Source organism: Curtobacterium sp. PsM8, assembly GCF_030433875.1.
In the GTDB taxonomy this organism is placed as follows: Bacteria; Actinomycetota; Actinomycetes; order Actinomycetales; family Microbacteriaceae; genus Curtobacterium.
In genome coordinates this window covers 1-17,623 of sequence record NZ_JARUXD010000073.1, presented here as the reverse complement: position 1 = coordinate 17,623, position 17,623 = coordinate 1, and the positions used below count along the sequence as shown (strand labels likewise).

Here is a 17,623-nt window from a genome sequence, read left to right as displayed (position 1 = left end):
GCATTGACAATGTGCACGCTGTTGAGTTCTCAAGGACCAGACGCACTCCCCACTCGACACCACGAAGATGCTCCGCCAGAGAGGCTGTCGTTCTCGAACCCACCGATGTCGTCGAACCCAGCCACACAACCGTGCAACCAGATCCAGTGGCTCATCCCGAAGGAGAGAACCGGTGGAGTAGTCATCCTAAGCGTCGAAGCGAACCAGCACAAGGCCAGATCTGAACTCCAGTGGAGGATGGTCCCGCTTGAGGGCCGACGTGCTCTGGGCTTTTGCTCCAGCCGCTCCGCCGCACCTTTGGGGTGACGAGGGATTACTTTACGCAGCCCCCACCCCACACCACCAACCCACCCCACATCCCGGGCGTGTCGCACACTGCAACAACGGCCGCGATCGCCGGCGACGCCAACGGGTAGACGACGAACGCCCGGGCCTCGACGAGGACCGGGCGTTCGGGGAGAGCAGGACAGGGTCAGGACACCGTCACTCCGGCGAGGGTCTTCTTCCCCCGGCGGAGGACGAGGACCCCGGCCGGCAGTGCGAGGGACGCCACCGTCGCCGCCGGGTCCTCCGCTCGCTCGTTGTTCACGTAGACCCCACCCTGGGTGATCGCGCGCCGGGCTTCGCCGAGGGACTTCACGAGCTCCGTCTCGACGAGTGCGTGAGCGAGCTCCGCCGTCCCGTCGATGGTGACGGACCCCGGCAGTTCCGAGATGGCGGACCGCAGCGTCTCGTCGTCCAGCGCGGCGAGGTCGCCGTTGCCGAACAGGGCCGCCGACGCGTCGATCGTCGCCTGCGTCGCGTCAGCCCCGTGGACCACGGTGGTGACCTCCACGGCCAAGGTGCGCTGGGCCTCCCGGCGGAACGGCTCGTCGGCCACCGCCTGCTCGAGCCGCTCGATCTCGGCCCGCGACAGGAACGTGAACTGGCGCAGCCGCGCGATCACGTCCGCATCCGAGGTGTTGAGCCAGAACTGGTAGAAGGCGTACGGCGACGTCATCGTGGCGTCGAGCCAGATGGCGTTGCCCTCGCTCTTGCCGAACTTGGTGCCGTCGGAGTTCGTGATGAGGGGCGTCCCGACCGCGTGGGCGGCCACACCCTCGGTGCGCCGGATCAGCTCCGTGCCCGAGGTCAGGTTCCCCCACTGGTCCGACCCACCGGTCTGCAGCGTGCACCCGTACTGTCGGTACAGCTCGCGGAAGTCCAGCCCCTGCAGGATCTGGTAGCTGAACTCCGTGTAGCTGATGCCCGCGTCGGAGTTCAGGCGGGCGGCGACGGCGTCCTTCTTGAGCATCGAGTTGACGCGGAAGTACTTGCCGATGTCGCGCAGGAAGTCGATCGCGGAGAGCGGTGCGGTCCAGTCGAGGTTGTTCACCAGACGGACCCCGTTGTCGCCGTCCGGGCTGAGGAAGCGCGAGACCTGGGTCTGCAGACGACCGACCCACTCGACCACGGTCTCCGGGGTGTTCAGCGTCCGCTCGGCCGTCGGACGCGGGTCGCCGATCAGACCGGTCGACCCGCCGACGAGCGCGAGCGGCTTGTGGCCCGCCAACTGCAATCGACGCATGGTGAGCAGCTGCAGCAGGTTGCCGCAGTGGAGCGACGGAGCCGTCGGGTCGAACCCGCAGTAGTAGGTGACCGGGCCGGCGTCGAGAGCCTCTTTGAGTGCGGTCTCGTCGGTCGAGACGTGCACCAGACCACGCCAGCGCAGTTCGTCCCACACCGAGGCGAAGGTGGGGTCGTTCTGCTGGCGCGTCAGGACATCGGGAGCGGTATCACTGGACACCCCGCCATCGTAGCGGCGCAGCGAGACACGCTTCAGTCGACGGCGCCCTTGTGACGGCGGTACGTCGACACCGTCGGGTCGCCGGGCAACCAGAACCGCCACGGGAAGGAGGCGCCACCCGCGACCCCGCCGACACCGGTCCGTGGTCCGCGCGCGATCGAGCCGTCGGTCAGGAGGGCCTCGGTGACCGCAGCCGGTGTCGCGGAGGCGAGCCGGGCCTCCAGACCGGGTGCCAGGGTGAGCCGGTACGGGCCGGAACCGTCGAGGAGCGAGGTGCCGTCGTCCTCGCCGAGGACCGCGCCGAGCGCGACCCCGAGGTTGCCCGGTCCGCGCGCGAGGGCGACGTCGGCGACGGCCGGACCACGCCGTCGCCGGGCGGTCTCGATGCCGGCGACGACCTCCGCTCCGCGGAGCAAGGACCCGGACGAGACGCCGTCGGGTCCGCTCACCACGTTGACGCAGGTGTGGATGCCGTACGAGCGGTAGGCGTAGAGGTTGCCGGGCGGGCCGAAGAGGTGCCGGTTCCGCGGCGTCATCCCGCGGTGACCGTGGGAGCCGGGGTCGACGGAGCCGGAGTAGGCCTCGACCTCGGTGATGCGGAGGGTGACGCCCTTGCCGGTGAGGGTCGCACCGAGCAGGGCCGGTGCGGAGACCGGGGCCGGCTCCGACAGCAGGGCCTGCAGGGCGCTCACCGCTCCGGTCATCGGGCGAAGGGCGTCCCCGCGGCGATCTCGGCCACGGACCGGGTCACGGCAGCGAGCTGCTCGGCGACCCGCTCCGGCGCGGTGCCACCCACGCCACGACGCGAGGCGACGCTGCCCTCGATGGTCAGGACGGCGCGCACGTCCGGCGTCAGGTGCGGCGAGACGGACGCGTACTGCTCGTCCGTCGGGTCGTCGAGGTCGAGCCCGCGCTCTTCGCAGTACCGCACCAGCGCACCGGACACCTCGTGCGCGTCACGGAAGGGGACGCCCTGGCGGACCAGCCACTCGGCGACGTCGGTCGCGAGCGAGAAGCCCTGCGGGGCCAGTTCGGCCATCCGGGCGGTGTCGAACGAGAGCGTCGCGACCATGCCGGTGAAGGCGGGCAGCAGGACCTCGAGCTGGGCGACCGAGTCGAAGACCGGCTCCTTGTCCTCCTGCAGGTCGCGGTTGTACGCCAGGGGCAGACCCTTCAGGGTGGCGAGCAGGCCGGTGAGGTTGCCGATCAGCCGGCCGGACTTGCCGCGCGCGAGTTCGGCGATGTCCGGGTTCTTCTTCTGCGGCATGATGCTCGACCCGGTCGAGAAGGCATCGTGCAGCCGGACGAAGCCGAACTCCTTGGTGTTCCAGAGGATGATCTCCTCGGCCAGACGCGAGACGTCGATGCCGATCTGCGCCAGGACGAAGGCGAACTCCGCCACGACGTCGCGAGCGGCCGTCGCGTCGATCGAGTTGTCGGCCGGCCGAGCGAAGCCCAGCTCGTGGGCGATCGCCGTCGGGTCGAGCCCGAGCGAACTGCCCGCCAGCGCGCCGGCACCGTAGGGGCTCACGCTCGCGCGACCGGCCCAGTCACGCAGCCGTTCCAGGTCGCGGACGAGGGGCCACGCGTGTGCGAGCAGGTGGTGGGCGAGCAGGACCGGCTGCGCGTGCTGTAGGTGGGTCCGGCCCGGCATGATCGCGCCCTCGTGCTCGGACGCCTGCTGGCTGATCGCGTCGACGAGGTCGATCACCATCCGGCCGATCCGCCGTCCGTGGTCGAGCATGTGCATGCGGCCGAGGGTCGCGATCTGGTCGTTGCGGCTGCGGCTGGCGCGGAGCTTCCCGCCGAGTTGCGGTCCGACGTCCGCGATGAGCAGGCGCTCGAGGGCTCCGTGCACGTCCTCGTCGGAGTCGGCGGGCTGCAGGGCCCCGTCGAGGAACGACTCCTCGAGGCGGTCCAGCCCGGCGAGCATCCGGTCCAGCTCGTCAGCTGTCAGGTACCCGGCCGTCTGCAGTGCTCGCGCGTGGGCGCGGGACCCGGCGAGGTCGTACGGCGCCAGCTGCCAGTCGAAGTGCGTCGACTTCGACAGCGCGGCGAGCTCGGCACTCGGACCGTCCGCGAAACGACCGCCCCAGAGGGCGCCCGTGTTCGTCGCGTCGGTCTTGCTGCTGGCTTCTTCCGGCCGGGAGGCCCGGGGCACGTCCGTCATGTCGTCCTGCGTCGTCAGAGGTGGCTGGGTGGTGCTGGTGGTGCTGGCTGCGGCTGCGGCTGCGCTTCGGCTGCGGCTGCGGCTGCGCTTCGGCTAGTTCGCGAGGTCGCGGCGGGCCGAGATCTTGCTCGGCAGCGACCACAGCTCGATGAAGCCCTTGGACAGCGACTGGTCGAACGTGTCGCCGGTGTCGTACGTGGCGAGGTCGAAGTCGTAGAGGCTCTGCTCCGAACGACGACCGGTCACCGTGGCGCGACCGCCGTGCAGCTGCATGCGGATGTCGCCGGACACGTACTCCTGCGTGGAGTCGATGAAGGCGTCGAGGCTGCGCTTGAGGCCACCGAACCAGAGACCGTCGTAGACCAGGTCGGCCCACTCCGACTCGACACCGCGCTTGTAGCGGTTCACGTCACGCTCGAGGGTCAGGCTCTCGAGCTCCTCGTGCGCGGCGATGAGTGCCATCGCGGCCGGGGCCTCGTAGACCTCGCGCGACTTGATGCCGACGAGGCGGTCCTCGACGACGTCGATGCGGCCGACGCCGTGCTTGCCGGCGAGGGCGTTGAGCTCCTGCACGATGCGCAGGACGCTGAAGCGCTGGCCGTCGATCGCGACCGGGACACCCTGCTCGAACGTGATGGTGACCTCGTCGGCCTCACGATCGACCGACGGGTCCTGCGTGTAGGCGTAGAGGTCCTCGATCGGGGCGTTCCACGGGTCCTCGAGGAACCCGGTCTCCACCGCGCGACCCCAGACGTTCTGGTCGATCGAGTACGGCGACTTCTTGCTCTGCAGGATCGGCAGGTCGTGCTCCTGCGCGTAGACGATCGCCTTGTCGCGGGTCAGCGCGAGGTCGCGGACCGGCGCGACGCTGGTCAGGTCGGGGGCGATCGCGGCGACCGCGGCCTCGAACCGGACCTGGTCGTTGCCCTTGCCGGTGCAGCCGTGCGCGACGCTGTCGGCGCCGAGCTGCTTCGCCGTCAGGGCGAGGTGCTTCGCGATGAGCGGGCGGCTCAGCGCGGACACGAGCGGGTAGCGCTTCTGGTAGAGCGCGTTCGCCTTGAGGGCGGGGACGAGGTAGTCGTCCGCGAACTCGTCCTTGGCGTCGATGACGACGGACTCCACCGCGCCGCAGTCGAGCGCGCGCTGGCGGATGGCGTCCATGTCCTCGCCACCCTGGCCGACGTCCACCGCCAGGGCGACGACCTCTTTCCCGGTGGCGTCCTTGAGCCAGCCGATGCCGACGGAGGTGTCGAGGCCACCTGAGTAGGCCAGTACGACGCGGTCTGCCATGAGTGTTCTCCTTGCTGGGGTGGTTGTCAGTTGCTGGCGGTCGCCGTGTTGGCGGCGAGGAGCCAGGCGAGCAGGGCCTTCTGGGCGTGCAGACGGTTCTCCGCCTCGTCCCAGATGATGCTGCGCGGGCCGTCGATGACCTCGGCCGTGACCTCGTAGCCACGGTCGGCCGGCAGGCAGTGCATGAACACGGCATCGGCGGCCGCGTGCGCGAGCAGCTCGTCGTCGACGCGGTAGCCGTGGAAGACCTCGAGACGCTGCTGCTTCTCTTCTTCCTTGCCCATCGACACCCACGTGTCGGTGACGACGACGTCGGCCCCGGCGACCGCCGCGACCGGGTCGGTCACGACGAGCACCGAACCGCCGGTCTCCGCAGCGCGTGCCTCGGCGTCGGCGACGACCTGGGCGGCCGGGGCGAACTCGGCTGGGGCGCCGACGCGGACGTGCATGCCGGCGGTCGCGCAGGCGAGCAGGTACGAGTGCGCCATGTTGCTGGCGCCGTCGCCCACGAAGGCGATGGTCTGACCGGCCAGGGCACCGCGGTGCTCGCGGATGGTCAGCAGGTCGGCGAGCAGCTGGCACGGGTGGAAGTCGTCGGACAGCGCGTTGACCACGGGCACGGTGGTGCTCGCCGCCATCTCCTCGAGCCCGGCCTGGCCGTAGGTGCGCCACACGATCGCCGACACCATGCGCTCGAGCACACGCGCCGTGTCGGTCGGGGTCTCCTTGCCGCCGAGCTGGCTGTTGGCGGTCGAGATGATCAGCGGGCTGCCGCCCAGGTCGCTGATGCCGACGTGGAAGGACACCCGGGTGCGGGTCGACGACTTGTCGAAGATCACGGCGACGCTCTGCGGGCCGGCGAGCGGCTTCGCACCCCAGCGGTCGCGCTTCATCTCGACGGCGAGGTCGAGGATCGCGGACTGCTCCGCCTGGGTGAGGTCGTCGTCCCGGAGGAAGTGGCGGGTCATGCGGTGGTCTCCTGGTCGGCGCCCGCGACGGCCGCCATGCTCTGGGCGAGGATCGCGAGGAACTCGTCGATCTCGTCGTCGGACACGATGAGCGGCGGCGCGATGCGCAGGCTCGATTCGTTCGGGGCGTTGATGATCAGCCCGCGGTCGAGTGCGGCGGCGGACACGGCTGCTGCGACCGGCAGACGCAGGCCGACGCCGACGAGCAGGCCGCTGCCGCGCACCTCTTCCACCAGGTCGGAACCGAGGGCGGTGATGCCGGCGCGGATCCGCTCACCCTTGACGACGGCGTTCTCGACGAGGCCGGCCCGTTCGATCTCGGCCAGGACCGCGTTCGCGACCCGGGTGCCGAGCGGGTTGCCGCCGAACGTCGAACCGTGCTGGCCGGCCGAGAACAGGTCGGACGCTGCCCCGAAGGTCACGAGGGCGCCGATCGGGAACCCGCCGGCGATGCCCTTGGCCACCGTGATGGCGTCGGGGGTCACGCCGGTGTTCTGGAACGCGAACCACGACCCGGTCCGGCCGATGCCGGTCTGGATCTCGTCGAGGATCAGCAGGGCACCGTGCTGCTCGGTCAGCGCCCGGGCGGCCTGCAGGAAGCCCTCGGGCAGGTCGACCACGCCGGCCTCGCCCTTGATCGGCTCGAGGATGAGTGCGGCGACGGTGTCGTCGATCGATCGTTCGAGGGCCTCGATCGACGTCTCGATGTGCTCGACACCGGGGATCATCGGCAGGAAGTCCTCTTGCAGGGCGGGCTTGCCGGTGAGGGCGAGTGCCCCCATGGTCCGGCCGTGGAACGCCTGCTGCAGGGCGAGGATGCGGGTCTTCCGACCGTCCGCACCGCGGTTCAGGCGTGCGAGTTTGAAGGCCGCCTCGTTCGCCTCGGCTCCGGAGTTGCCGAAGTACACGCGGCCCGCGTCACCGGCTCCGGAGATGCGCTTGAGGCGCTCGGCCAGTTCGAGCTGCGGCGGTGTGGCGAAGTAGTTCGACACGTGCACGAGCTTCGCGGCCTGGTCGCTGATCGCCTCGACCAGCGCCGGGTGGGCGTGGCCGAGCGAGTTCACGGCGATGCCCGCGAGGAAGTCGAGGTACTCGTTGCCGTCGACGTCCCAGACGCGGCAACCCTCGCCGCGCTCGAGCATGATCTTCGGCGGGGTCAGGGATCGCATGAGCGACGCCCCGAACCGGTCGTTCCAGGTCTCGGTCTGCGTCTCGGTGCTCACCGTGGTGTGCCCTTCTCGTCGTGGTGCAGGGTCGTGTGCTGCGGGGTCGCGTGCTCGCCGGCGGCGCGACGGCCGATCTCGGCGTGGGTGTTCTGGTTCTCGGTCCGTCGGCTGGGGTCCGGGATCACCTCGGTGCCCGCACCGCGCAGGGTGAAGACCTCGAGCAGGATCGAGTGCGGGATGCGACCGTCGATGATGGTCGCACCGCCGACCCCGCCGACCACCGCGTCCAGGCACGCGGTCATCTTCGGGATCATCCCCGACTCGAGCGAGGGCAGCAGCTGCCGCAGCTCCTCGACCGCGATGAGGTCGATGATCGAGTCGCGGTCGGGCCAGTTGCGGTACAGCCCGGGGACGTCGGTCAGCATCATCAGCTTCGACGCGTTCAGGGCGATCGCCAGCGCGGCGGCCGCGGCGTCGGCGTTCACGTTGAGCGCCTGGTCCGGGTGCGCGTCGTCGATCGCGATGCTCGACACGACCGGGATGCGGTCGGCCCGGATCGCGGCGAGGACGCCGGACGGGTCCACGTGGGTGATGTCGCCGACGTGGCCGAGGTCGAAGTGCTCGCCGTCCACGACGACGCCCTTCTTCTCGCCGGTGAACAGCGACCCGCCGTCGCCGAACACGCCGACACCCAGGCCGGGGCCGTGTTCGTCGATGAGGTCCACGATCTCGCGGTTCACCTCACCGGCCAGCACGTCGCGGACGACGGTGATCGCCTCGGTGGTCGTCACGCGGTAGCCGCCGCGGAACTCGGACTCGATGCCCTGTTCCTTCAGCGCCGCCGAGATCTGCGGTCCGCCGCCGTGCACGACGACGGGGTGCAGGCCGGCGTACCGGAGGTAGACCATGTCCTCGGCGAACGCGCGCTTGAGGTCGTCGTTCACCATCGCGTTGCCGCCGAACTTGACGACGACGATCTTGCCCGAGAACCGCTTCAACCACGGCAGGGACTCGATGAGGGTCGCGGCCTTGACGGTCGCGAGCTCGTGCTCTTCTTCCTTCGAGAGGTCCGGATCGCTCATCAGCTGGAGTACGCGCTGTTCTCGTGGACGTAGTCGTGCGTCAGGTCGTTCGTCAGGATCGTGGCCGCGTACGGTCCGACCCCGAGGTCGATGAGCACGTGGGTGTCCCGCGGGGTGAGGTCGACGCTGTCGCTCGGCTGGTCGGGGGCGCCGGCGTGGCAGACCCGGATGCCGTTCATCGAGACGTCGACCGCGTACGGATCGAACTCCGCGTCGGTCGTCCCGATCGCGGCGAGGACGCGGCCCCAGTTCGGGTCGTTGCCGAAGACGGCAGCCTTGAACAGGTTGTTCCGCGCCACACTGCGGCCGACCGTGACCGCGTCGTCCTCGCTCACGGCTCCGACCACCTCGATCGCGATGTCGTGCGCGGCGCCCTCGGCGTCCTGCTGGAGCTGGCGGGCGAGGTCGGCGCAGACGGCGGTCAGGGCCTCCTGGAAGTCACCGACCTCGGGCGTCGTGCCGGACGCACCGGAGGACATCAGCACGACGGTGTCGTTCGTCGACATGCAGCCGTCCGAGTCGACACGGTCGAAGGTGACCCGGGTCGCGGCGCGCAGTGCCTGATCGAGTTCGTCCGAGGTCAGCGCCGCGTCGGTCGTGATGACCACGAGCATCGTCGCCAGCCCCGGTGCGAGCATGCCCGCACCCTTCGCCATGCCGCCGACCGTCCAGCCGTCGACGGTCACGACGGACTGCTTCGGCGTGGTGTCGGTGGTCATGATGGCGGTCGCGGCGTCCGGTCCCCCACCGTCGGTGAGGGCGTCGGCCGCGAGCGTCACGCCGTGGAGAACGCCGTCGCGGAACGTCTGGTCGCCTCGCCCGATCAGGCCGGTGGAGCAGACGACCACGTCGCCGGCGCCGATCCCGAGGGCGTCGCCGACCGCTTCGGCGGTGAGGTGGGTCGTCTGGAAGCCGAACGCTCCCGTGAAGCAGTTCGCGCCTCCCGAGTTGAGGACGACGGCACGCGCCACCCCGTCACCGACGACCTGGCGGGACCAGATCACCGGGTGCGCCTGGGCGCGGTTCGAGGTGAAGACGGCGGCCACGGCATCGGACGGGCCGTCGTTGACGACGAGCGCCACGTCCGGCTTGCCGCTCGTCTTCAGGCCAGCGGTGACGCCGGCGGCACGGAAGCCCGCGGCGGCGGTGACGCCCTGCAACGCATCCTGGGCGGACGGGAGGCCCGTGGTCGCGTCGTCCGCGCCGGTGCTGTCGGTGCTGTGCTTGCTGTCGGTCACGGGGCGACTCCGTCCACGCTGAGGCCGAGCGTCTCGGGGAAGCCGAGCGCGATGTTCGCGGACTGCACGGCTGCGCCGCCGGTCCCCTTGGCGAGGTTGTCGAGCGCGGTGACCGCGACGACTCGACCGGCTGCTTCGTCGACGGCGATGCCGACCAACGCGGTGTTGGCACCGATCGTGTCGGCGACCCGCGGGAAGACGCCTTCGGGCAACAGGTGCACGAAGGGCTCGTCGGCGTAGGCCTGCTCCCAGGCGAAGCGCACGTCGTGCGCGGTGACCCCGGGAGCCAGGCGAGCCGTCGTCGTCGCGAGGATCCCGCGCGACATCGGCACGAGCACCGGGGTGAACGAGATGCGGACGTCGGACGCACCGGCGACGCGGAGGTTCTGCTGGATCTCCGGGACGTGCCGGTGGGTGCCGCCGACGGCGTACGCGCTGGCGGAGCCCATGATCTCGGCGGCGAGGTAGGTCGGCTCCAGCTTCTTGCCGGCACCGCTCGGGCCGACGCTCAGGACGGCGACGATGTCGTCGGACTCGACGAGGCCCGCCTGGACACCGGGCTGGATGCCGAGCGTGACCGCGGTGACGTTGCAGCCGGGGACCGCGATGCGCTTCGTCGCCGCGAGCTCGGTACGCTGCCGGCCCTGCACGACGATGTCGTCGACGTCCCGCCACTCCTCCGCTGCACCCGGCGCGGGCGGAGCGTGCAGCAGTTCCGGCAGACCGTAGGTCCACGCACCGTGGAACTCGCCGCCGTAGAAGGTCGCCCAGGCGCTCTCGTCGGTCAGGCGGTGGTCCGCGCCGCAGTCCACCACGAGGGTGTCCGCGTCGAGTTCGGCGGTGATCGCACCGGACTGGCCGTGCGGCAACGCGAGGAACACCACGTCGTGACCGCGGAGGTTCTCGGCCGTCGTCGCCACCAGGGTCAGGTGCGCGAGCGATCGCAGGTGCGGCTGCGTCGCGATGAGCGGCTGTCCGGCGTTCGAGAACGCCGTGACCGTCCTGATGTCGAACTCGGGGTGAGCGGAGAGGATGCGCAACAACTCGCCACCCGCGTAGCCGCTGGCTCCCGCCACGGCGACGGATACGGACATGGGTTCCACCTTTGGTCGGACTGTTCGTCGAGAGAGTCGGAGGCGGCGACCCCGGGCGGTGATCCGTCGTGGATCAGTCGCGCAGGGTCGCCCCGAATCGCTCGCCGGCACGTCGGACTGCGCCATCGCGGGCCTCGGAGGCCTCGGCAGCGGTCAGCGTGCGGTCCGTGGCACGGAAGCGCAGGGCGAACGTCAGGGACTTCTGTCCCTCGTCCACGCCGGCACCCCGGTAGTCATCCACGAGCCGAGCATACTCCAAGAGGTCTCCGGCACCAGCGCGCACCTCGGTCAGGACGTCACCGGCGGGCACCGACACGTCCACCACCAGTGACAGGTCCTGGGTCGCGGCCGGGTACGACACGATCGCCGAGACGTCGACCAACTCGGGGGCCGCGGCGACCAGTGCGTCGAGGTCCATCTCGACGACGGCGACCACACGCGGCAGGTCGGCATCCGCCGTGCGCTCCGGCAGCAGCTCGCCCGCGACGCCGACGACGACGTCCCCGACGAGCAGCGACGCAGCGCGTCCGGGGTGCAGCGACGGGTGGCTGGTCTGCGTGACGGTCAGGTCGACGCCGACGGCCCAGGCCACGGTGCGGGCGACGTCGAGGGCGTCCGCGATGCCGAACGGTTCGACCGCGGTGCCCGGCTGCTTGAGCACGGCGTTGCCGACGAGCAGGGCACTGACATGGAACGGCTGCGGGGGCAGCGCGGCGTCCAGAGCCGTGAGGGTCTCGGCCGTCGGACGCTGCGCCCCGACCGGGACCTCGACGGTGCCGAGCTCCACGCCGGGCTCCGGCAGGAACACCCGGGAGGTCTCGTACACGGCGACGTCGACCAGGCCGCGGGAGAGGTTCCGACGGGCGACGTCGACGAGGGCCGGCAGACCGCTCCGGCGCAGGTGGTCCTGAGCACTGTCGAGGGCGTTCGCCAGGACGACGCTCGGGCCGCCCGCAGGGTCGATGCCCGGGAACGCGGCAGCGGTGGCCGCGGAGACGAACGGGGCCGTGACGACCTCGGTCAGTCCGGCAGCGGCGAGGGCGGCCGAGACCCGGCGTCGGGCCTGCTGGTGCCGCGTCAGCCCACGTCCGGGCGGCGCGACCGGCAGCACGCTGGGGATGCGGTCGTACCCGACGATGCGGGCGATCTCCTCGACCAGGGAGACGTCGTCCACCAGGTCGGGGCGCCAGCTCGGCGGGGTCACGGCGACGCGGTCACCGTCGACGCTGACGGTCGCCCCGATCGCGCGGAGGGTGTCGAGCACCTCGGCGTCGGTGTACTCGACACCGATGAGCCCGGCGGCCCGGTCCAGGCGCATGGTCACGGTGGGGCGCGGCGACTCGTCGACCAGCGTCGACCCGAGGGCGTCCGGCGTGCCACCGGCGAGGTCGACGAGCAGCTCGACGGCGCGGTTCGCCGCGGCCTGGGCGACGAGCGGGTCGACACCGCGCTCGAACCGCCGCGAGGCCTCGCTCGGCAGCTTGTGCCGCCGGGCCGTACGGGCGATGGACACCTGGTCGAAGCCGGCGGCCTCGATCAGGACGTCGGTCGTCGCCGCGGTGATCTCGGTGCGTGCGCCACCCATGACGCCGGCGAGGCCCACGGCCCCGTCGCCGTCCGCGATGACCAGGTCTTCGGCGTCGAGCGTGCGCTCCACGTCGTCGAGCGTGGTGAGGCGCTCCCCCGCGGTGGCCCGACGGACGGTGAGGCCGCCCTGGAGCGTGCCGAGGTCGTACCCGTGCAGCGGCTGACCGAGCTCGAACATCACGTAGTTGGTGATGTCGACGGGCAGGGAGATCGACCGGACACCGGCGAGCGACAGGCGCGCGACCATCCAGGCCGGCGTCGGACGGCTGGCGTCGATGCCGCGGACGACCCGCGTCACGAAGGTGCTCGACCCGACGCGCCCACGGATCGGTGCGGCATCGTCGATCGTCACCGCGAAGCCGTCACCGGTGCGCGGCAGGACACGGTCGACGGGGTCCGAGAAGGTCGCCCCGGTGGCGTGCGCGTACTCACGAGCGACCCCGCGCATGCTCATCGCGTAGCCGCGGTCCGGCGTCACGTTGATCTCGACGGCGGCGTCGTCCAGGCCGAGCAGCGCGATGGCGTCCGCACCGACCTCGGGGTCCATGCCGAGATCCGCGAAGCGGAGGATGCCGTCGTGCTCGTCGCCGAGCCCGAGTTCACGAGCCGAGGCGATCATGCCGTCGGACACGTGGCCGTAGGTCTTGCGGGCGGCGATCGGGAACGGACCGGGGAGCACGGCGCCGGGCAGGGTCACCACGACGAGGTCGCCGACGTCGAAGTTGTGGGCACCACAGACGATGCCGCGGGGTTCGGCTTCGCCGACGTCCACCTGGCACCAGTTGATCGTCTTGCCGTTCTTCTGCGGCTCCGGGACGCGTTCGAGCACCCGGCCGACCACGACGGGTCCGGCCAGGTCGAACGTGTGCACGGCTTCCTCTTCGAACCCGACCGACACCAGGGCGGCGTGGACGTGCTCGAGCGAGACGTCGTCGGGCAGGTCGACGGATTCGCCGAGCCAGCGGAGTGGGACGCGCATCAGACCACCGTTCCGAACTGCTGCGAGAAGCGGAGATCGCCCTCGAGGAAGTCACGCATGTCGTTCAGGCCGTTGCGGAACTGCAGCGTCCGCTCGATGCCCATGCCGAAGGCGAAGCCCTGGTACTCGTCCGGGTCGATGCCGGCGGCGCGCAGGACGTTCGGGTTGACCATGCCGCAGCCACCCCACTCGACCCAGCGCGCGCCGCCCTTGGCGTTCGGCTGCCAGACGTCCATCTCGGCGCTCGGCTCGGTGAACGGGAAGTAGTTCGGGCGCAGTCGGATCTGCGCTTCGGCACCGAAGACCTGGCGCGCGAAGTGCTCGAGCGTGCCGCGGAGGTGTGCCATCGTCAGGCCCTTGTCGATCGCGATGCCCTCGACCTGGGTGAAGACCGGCAGGTGTGTGGCGTCGAGTTCGTCGGCGCGGTACACCCGGCCCGGGGCGATGACGTACAGAGGCAGCTCGCGCGACAGCAACGACCGCACCTGCACCGGCGAGGTGTGCGTGCGCATCAGCAGGTGCCGGTCCACGGGCTCGACGAACACCGTGTCCGCCATCGCCCGCGCCGGGTGGTCCTGGTCGAAGTTCAGCGCGTCGAAGTTGAACCACTCGTGCTCGAGCTCGGGGCCTTCCGCGACCTCCCACCCCATGCCGACGAAGATGTCCGCGACGGTCTCGTTGAGGACCGACAGCGGGTGCCGCGAACCCGGCGTGCGACGTGACGGCAGCGCGGTGACGTCCACGCGCTCGGCGTCGAGGCGCGCGCGCTCTTCCGATTCGGCGAGGACCGCTTCCTGCGCGGCGATCGCCTGGTTCACCTGACCGCGGGCCTGACCGACGAGCTTGCCTGCGGCGGCCTTCTGCTCCGGCGGGACGCTGCGCATCGACGCGTTCATCCGCGCGAGCGTCGACTGCTCACCGGTGTGCTCGGCACGGGCCTGCTTCAGCTCGGCGACGGTCGTCGTGGCGCGGACGGCGGCGAGGGCCGCTTCCACGGCACCGGCGACCGCCGATTCGCTGATCTCGAGAGGTTCTGACACGAGAGCCAAGCCTACCGGCCGACGGGATACCGCCGCCCTGCACCGGTCGGACTGTGGAGAGTGCCCCGTCAGTCGCTGGCTGTGGAGGATCGGGTGCGCTGGGCGAACGCGCTCTCGTAGAGGCACACCGACGCCGCGGTCGCGAGGTTCATCGACTCGGCCCGCCCGTAGATCGGCACCTTCACGGCCCGGTCGACCAGCGCGAGGTCCTCGGTGGTCAGGCCGCGGGCCTCGTTGCCGAAGACCCAGACCGTCGGCCCGTCGAGCATGCCGTCGGCGCGGACGTCCGGCAGGTCGTCGCCGGACACGTCGGCTGCGAGGATCGTGTAGCCGAGACCCCGTGCGCGCTCGATGGCGTCGACCAGCGTCACCCCGACCGACACCGGCACGTGGAACAGCGAGCCGGTGGTGGAACGGACGACCTTGGGGTTGTACGGGTCGACACTGCGTCCGGTGAGCACGACGGCGTCTGCTCCGGCGGCATCTGCGGCCCGGATGATCGTGCCGGCGTTGCCCGGGTCGCGGACCTCCTCGAGGATGGCGACCAGTCCGGGCAGGGCGCCGGACTCGTCGGAGTCGACACGCGCCTCCAGACGGGCGTCCGGGAAGACGTCCTTGACCGACGTCGGGAACTGCTGGCACACCGCGACCACGCCCTGCGGGGTGACCGTGTCGGCCATCGCGTCGAGCACCTGCTCGGTGACGAACCAGGTGTCGACCGGGGCGTCGTCCAGACCGTGGCGCGCGGCCGCGGTCGGGGTGACGTAGAGCTCACGGAGGAGCTCCGGGCGGTACTCGATCGCCTCGCGCACGGCCTGCGGGCCCTCGAGCAGGAACAGCCCGGTCTCGGCACGGACGTCCTTCTTGGCCAGGGCGGCCACGGCCTTCACTCGGCCGGCACGGGGGTTCTCGAGGAGTTCGCTCACGGGCCCAGTCTAGGAACCACCGGCTGCCCGCCACGACCGGACTGCCGACGGATGGCCCCGGGAACGACGGAACCCCCACTCCACAGGGAGCGGGGGTTCCGGTGCACGGGTGACGTGGCTCAGGCTGCCTTCGGCGCCGAGGTGTCGGCCGGCAGGGCCTTCTTGGCGGTCTCGACGAGCGCGGCGAACGTCTCGGCGTTGTTGATCGCGAGGTCCGCGAGGATGCGGCGGTCGACCTCGACGCCAGCCAGGGCCAGACCCTGGATGAGGCGGTTGTAGGTCAGGCCGTTCGCACGCGACGCAGCGTTGATGCGCTGGATCCAGAGGCGACGGAACTCGCCCTTCTTCGCGTGACGGTCACGGTACGCGTAGACGAGGGAGTGGGTGACCTGCTCCTTCGCCTTGCGGTAGAGGCGCGACCGCTGACCGCGGTAGCCCTCTGCGCGCTCGAGGATGACGCGACGCTTCTTGGCGGCGTTGACCGCTCTCTTGACTCTTGCCATTGATCTGTTCCTTTACGATCCGGGTCGACTCAGTGGCCGAGGAGCTTCTTGACGGCCTTGACGTCGGCCTTCGCGAGGACCTGGTCCTCGTTGAGGCGGGCCTTGCGCTTGGAGGACTTCACCTCGAGGTTGTGGCGCATACCGGCCTGCTGCTTCATGATCTTGCCGCTGCCGGTGATCTTGAAGCGCTTCTTCGACCCGGAGTGGGTCTTCTGCTTGGGCATCGTGGTGCCTTTCCGTGGGGTGGATGGGGACCGCGTCGAGCGCGGATCGGCCTGGGAGGACCTATTCGGCCGACGAGTCGGCCGGGGCTGCTGCGGCGGGAGCCGACGTGGGCTCGTCCTCCGACTTGGCCTTGGCGGAGTGCTCGGTGGCCTTCCGCTCGGCCTTCTCAGCGGCACGCTTGGCGTTCTGCTCGCCCTTGACGTCCGACTTGTTCTTCAGCGGCGCGATGATCATCGTCATGTTGCGGCCGTCCTGAGTCGGACGCGACTCGACAACGCCGAACTCTGCGATCTCCTCCGCGAACTTCTGGAGGAGCCGGACACCCTGCTCGGGACGCGACTGCTCGCGACCGCGGAAGAGGATCATCGCCTTCACCTTGTCGCCACCGAGGAGGAACCCCTCGGCGCGCTTGCGCTTCGTCTCGTAGTCGTGCACGTCGATCTTCAGGCGGAACCGGACCTCTTTCAGGTCGGTGTTGACCTGGTTGCGGCGGGCTTCCTTGGCCTTCTGAGCGGCTTCGTACTTGAACTTGCCGTAGTCCATGATCTTGGCGACGGGCGGCTTCGAGTTCGGCGCGACCTCGACCAGATCCAGCTCGGCTTCCTGCGCGAGGCGCAGTGCGACGGCGATGGGGACAACGCCGACCTGCTCGCCCTGGGGTCCGACCAGTCGGACCTCGGGGACGCGGATTCGGTCGTTGGTACGGGGATCGGTGATGCGGAGCTCCTTCAATCAGGTGGTGGCCGTCCGGGGCGTTTGCCCGGGACGACGGCACGAGAGAGGAGATCTGACGCACGGATCGAGACCCGTTCGGCAGCCGCCCGACGCCGACCCTTGCGGTCCGGCTTGCGCCGACCCTTGCGGTTCGGCCTGCCGATGCCCACATCGTGGACTCCGGCGGAGCGGTGGTGACCCGATAGCCTTGGTGCAGCCGCGGGTGGGAGGAACTCCTCTTTCGTGACGCTGTCCTGATCCGGACCTTCTCGAGTACAACCGGGAGGATCTGGGCTCGACCGGAAAGATCCGGGCGCGCGGACAGTGTCTGCCGTCGGCGAGTCTAGCAGAGGAGCACCGTGACCGACACCCCGAGCAACCCGGCCCCCGCATTCGACGATTCCGACGAGGCCGCGCGCGACATCGCCGAGGTCCCCGCGATCGAACTCATCAACACCGTGGCCGTCCACCTGCTCAGCGCCGCCGCCGTGAAGGTCGGCCTGGCCGACGACCCGGAGCAGCAGACCGACCTGGACGAAGCGCGGAAGCTCATCACCTCGCTCGCCGGGCTCGTCACCGCGGCCGCGACCGAGATCGGCGACCAGCACGCGCGTCCGCTCCGCGACGGGCTGCGGTCCGTGCAGCTGGCGTTCCGCGAAGCGTCGGCGATCCCGGACGCACCGGGCAAGGGTCCGGGCGAGAAGTACACCGGACCCGTCAACTAGACGGTCCCACTGACGGACCGGGGGGCCGGGGGGGGGGGGCCCCCCCCCCCCGCCCGGGGGGGGCCCCTAGGCCCACCGCACCGCCCCCAGGACGACCGCGCCCGCGAGCACCTCGACCAGGTCCGGGACC

At 70.5% G+C, this 17,623-nt stretch carries 16 protein-coding genes; 1 reads left to right on the top strand and 15 read right to left on the bottom strand.

The features are described 5' to 3' along the window. Window positions 1-472: 472 nt before the first annotated feature. From tyrS to infC, 15 genes are all read right to left on the bottom strand, one after another. The gene (gene tyrS / locus QCD68_RS14555) at window positions 473-1,786 is read right to left on the bottom strand and encodes a tyrosine--tRNA ligase (protein WP_301223533.1); all 1,314 of its coding nucleotides are present in this window, start codon (window positions 1,784-1,786) and stop codon (window positions 473-475) included. A gap of 32 nt (window positions 1,787-1,818) precedes the next feature. Then, window positions 1,819-2,478: a DNA-3-methyladenine glycosylase gene (locus QCD68_RS14550; RefSeq protein WP_367316841.1), complete on the bottom strand. Its 660-nt coding sequence runs from the start codon at window positions 2,476-2,478 to the stop codon at window positions 1,819-1,821. A gap of 8 nt (window positions 2,479-2,486) precedes the next feature. Continuing rightward, on the bottom strand, window positions 2,487-3,956 hold the full coding sequence (gene argH, locus QCD68_RS14545) for an argininosuccinate lyase (protein ID WP_301223531.1): 1,470 nt from the start codon (window positions 3,954-3,956) through the stop codon (window positions 2,487-2,489). 93 nt (window positions 3,957-4,049) lie between these two features. Continuing rightward, window positions 4,050-5,246 (bottom strand): argininosuccinate synthase, encoded by a 1,197-nt coding sequence (locus tag QCD68_RS14540; protein ID WP_111073728.1) that lies wholly within the window; start codon window positions 5,244-5,246, stop codon window positions 4,050-4,052. Window positions 5,247-5,272: 26 nt separating this feature from the next. After that, entirely contained in the window at window positions 5,273-6,214 is a 942-nt protein-coding gene (argF, locus tag QCD68_RS14535) for an ornithine carbamoyltransferase (RefSeq protein WP_111073729.1), read from the bottom strand. Next, window positions 6,211-7,383, bottom strand: coding sequence for an acetylornithine transaminase (locus QCD68_RS14530; RefSeq protein WP_374107149.1), 1,173 nt, complete (start codon window positions 7,381-7,383; stop codon window positions 6,211-6,213). The genes argF and QCD68_RS14530 overlap by 4 nt, the downstream gene beginning before the upstream one ends. A 50-nt stretch (window positions 7,384-7,433) precedes the next feature. Next, window positions 7,434-8,462: an acetylglutamate kinase gene (gene argB, locus QCD68_RS14525; RefSeq protein ID WP_301223530.1), complete on the bottom strand. Its 1,029-nt coding sequence runs from the start codon at window positions 8,460-8,462 to the stop codon at window positions 7,434-7,436. Beyond that, window positions 8,462-9,622, bottom strand: a complete 1,161-nt coding sequence (gene argJ / locus QCD68_RS14520) for a bifunctional glutamate N-acetyltransferase/amino-acid acetyltransferase ArgJ (RefSeq protein WP_301223534.1) — start codon at window positions 9,620-9,622, stop codon at window positions 8,462-8,464. Before argJ ends, argB begins: the two co-directional genes overlap by 1 nt. 74 nt (window positions 9,623-9,696) lie before the next feature. Beyond that, window positions 9,697-10,794, bottom strand: coding sequence for an N-acetyl-gamma-glutamyl-phosphate reductase (locus QCD68_RS14515; protein WP_253464755.1), 1,098 nt, complete (start codon window positions 10,792-10,794; stop codon window positions 9,697-9,699). Window positions 10,795-10,867: 73 nt separating this feature from the next. After that, window positions 10,868-13,360, bottom strand: coding sequence for a phenylalanine--tRNA ligase subunit beta (gene pheT / locus QCD68_RS14510; RefSeq protein ID WP_301223529.1), 2,493 nt, complete (start codon window positions 13,358-13,360; stop codon window positions 10,868-10,870). Continuing rightward, window positions 13,360-14,400 (bottom strand): phenylalanine--tRNA ligase subunit alpha, encoded by a 1,041-nt coding sequence (gene pheS / locus QCD68_RS14505; protein ID WP_253464761.1) that lies wholly within the window; start codon window positions 14,398-14,400, stop codon window positions 13,360-13,362. Before pheS ends, pheT begins: the two co-directional genes overlap by 1 nt. Before the next feature lie 68 nt (window positions 14,401-14,468). Continuing rightward, complete coding sequence (locus QCD68_RS14500) at window positions 14,469-15,326, bottom strand: TrmH family RNA methyltransferase (protein ID WP_290156762.1); 858 nt, start codon at window positions 15,324-15,326, stop codon at window positions 14,469-14,471. 119 nt (window positions 15,327-15,445) lie between these two features. After that, window positions 15,446-15,829 (bottom strand): 50S ribosomal protein L20, encoded by a 384-nt coding sequence (rplT, locus tag QCD68_RS14495; RefSeq protein ID WP_111073735.1) that lies wholly within the window; start codon window positions 15,827-15,829, stop codon window positions 15,446-15,448. Between the two features lie 29 nt (window positions 15,830-15,858). Next, complete coding sequence (gene rpmI / locus QCD68_RS14490; RefSeq protein ID WP_111073736.1) at window positions 15,859-16,053, bottom strand: 50S ribosomal protein L35; 195 nt, start codon at window positions 16,051-16,053, stop codon at window positions 15,859-15,861. Between the two features lie 61 nt (window positions 16,054-16,114). Continuing rightward, window positions 16,115-16,786: a translation initiation factor IF-3 gene (infC, locus tag QCD68_RS14485; protein ID WP_111073737.1), complete on the bottom strand. Its 672-nt coding sequence runs from the start codon at window positions 16,784-16,786 to the stop codon at window positions 16,115-16,117. Window positions 16,787-17,127: 341 nt separating this feature from the next. Here infC and QCD68_RS14480 point away from each other — a divergent pair, with 341 nt between their 5' ends. Beyond that, the gene (locus QCD68_RS14480; protein ID WP_111073738.1) at window positions 17,128-17,493 is read left to right on the top strand and encodes a DUF1844 domain-containing protein; all 366 of its coding nucleotides are present in this window, start codon (window positions 17,128-17,130) and stop codon (window positions 17,491-17,493) included. Window positions 17,494-17,623 lie beyond the last annotated feature (130 nt).

Excerpts from the sequence above, each read along its gene's own strand:
- QCD68_RS14530 (WP_374107149.1), bottom strand. The coding sequence starts at position 7,383 with ATGCGATCCCTGACCCCGCCGAAGATCATGCTCGAGCGCGGCGAGGGT.
- QCD68_RS14515 (WP_253464755.1), bottom strand. The coding sequence starts at position 10,794 with ATGTCCGTATCCGTCGCCGTGGCGGGAGCCAGCGGCTACGCGGGTGGC.
- rpmI (WP_111073736.1), bottom strand. The coding sequence starts at position 16,053 with ATGCCCAAGCAGAAGACCCACTCCGGGTCGAAGAAGCGCTTCAAGATC.
- argB (WP_301223530.1), bottom strand. The coding sequence starts at position 8,462 with ATGAGCGATCCGGACCTCTCGAAGGAAGAAGAGCACGAGCTCGCGACC.
- argH (WP_301223531.1), bottom strand. The coding sequence starts at position 3,956 with ATGACGGACGTGCCCCGGGCCTCCCGGCCGGAAGAAGCCAGCAGCAAG.
- rplT (WP_111073735.1), bottom strand. The coding sequence starts at position 15,829 with ATGGCAAGAGTCAAGAGAGCGGTCAACGCCGCCAAGAAGCGTCGCGTC.
- QCD68_RS14540 (WP_111073728.1), bottom strand. The coding sequence starts at position 5,246 with ATGGCAGACCGCGTCGTACTGGCCTACTCAGGTGGCCTCGACACCTCC.
- pheT (WP_301223529.1), bottom strand. The coding sequence starts at position 13,360 with ATGCGCGTCCCACTCCGCTGGCTCGGCGAATCCGTCGACCTGCCCGAC.
- argF (WP_111073729.1), bottom strand. The coding sequence starts at position 6,214 with ATGACCCGCCACTTCCTCCGGGACGACGACCTCACCCAGGCGGAGCAG.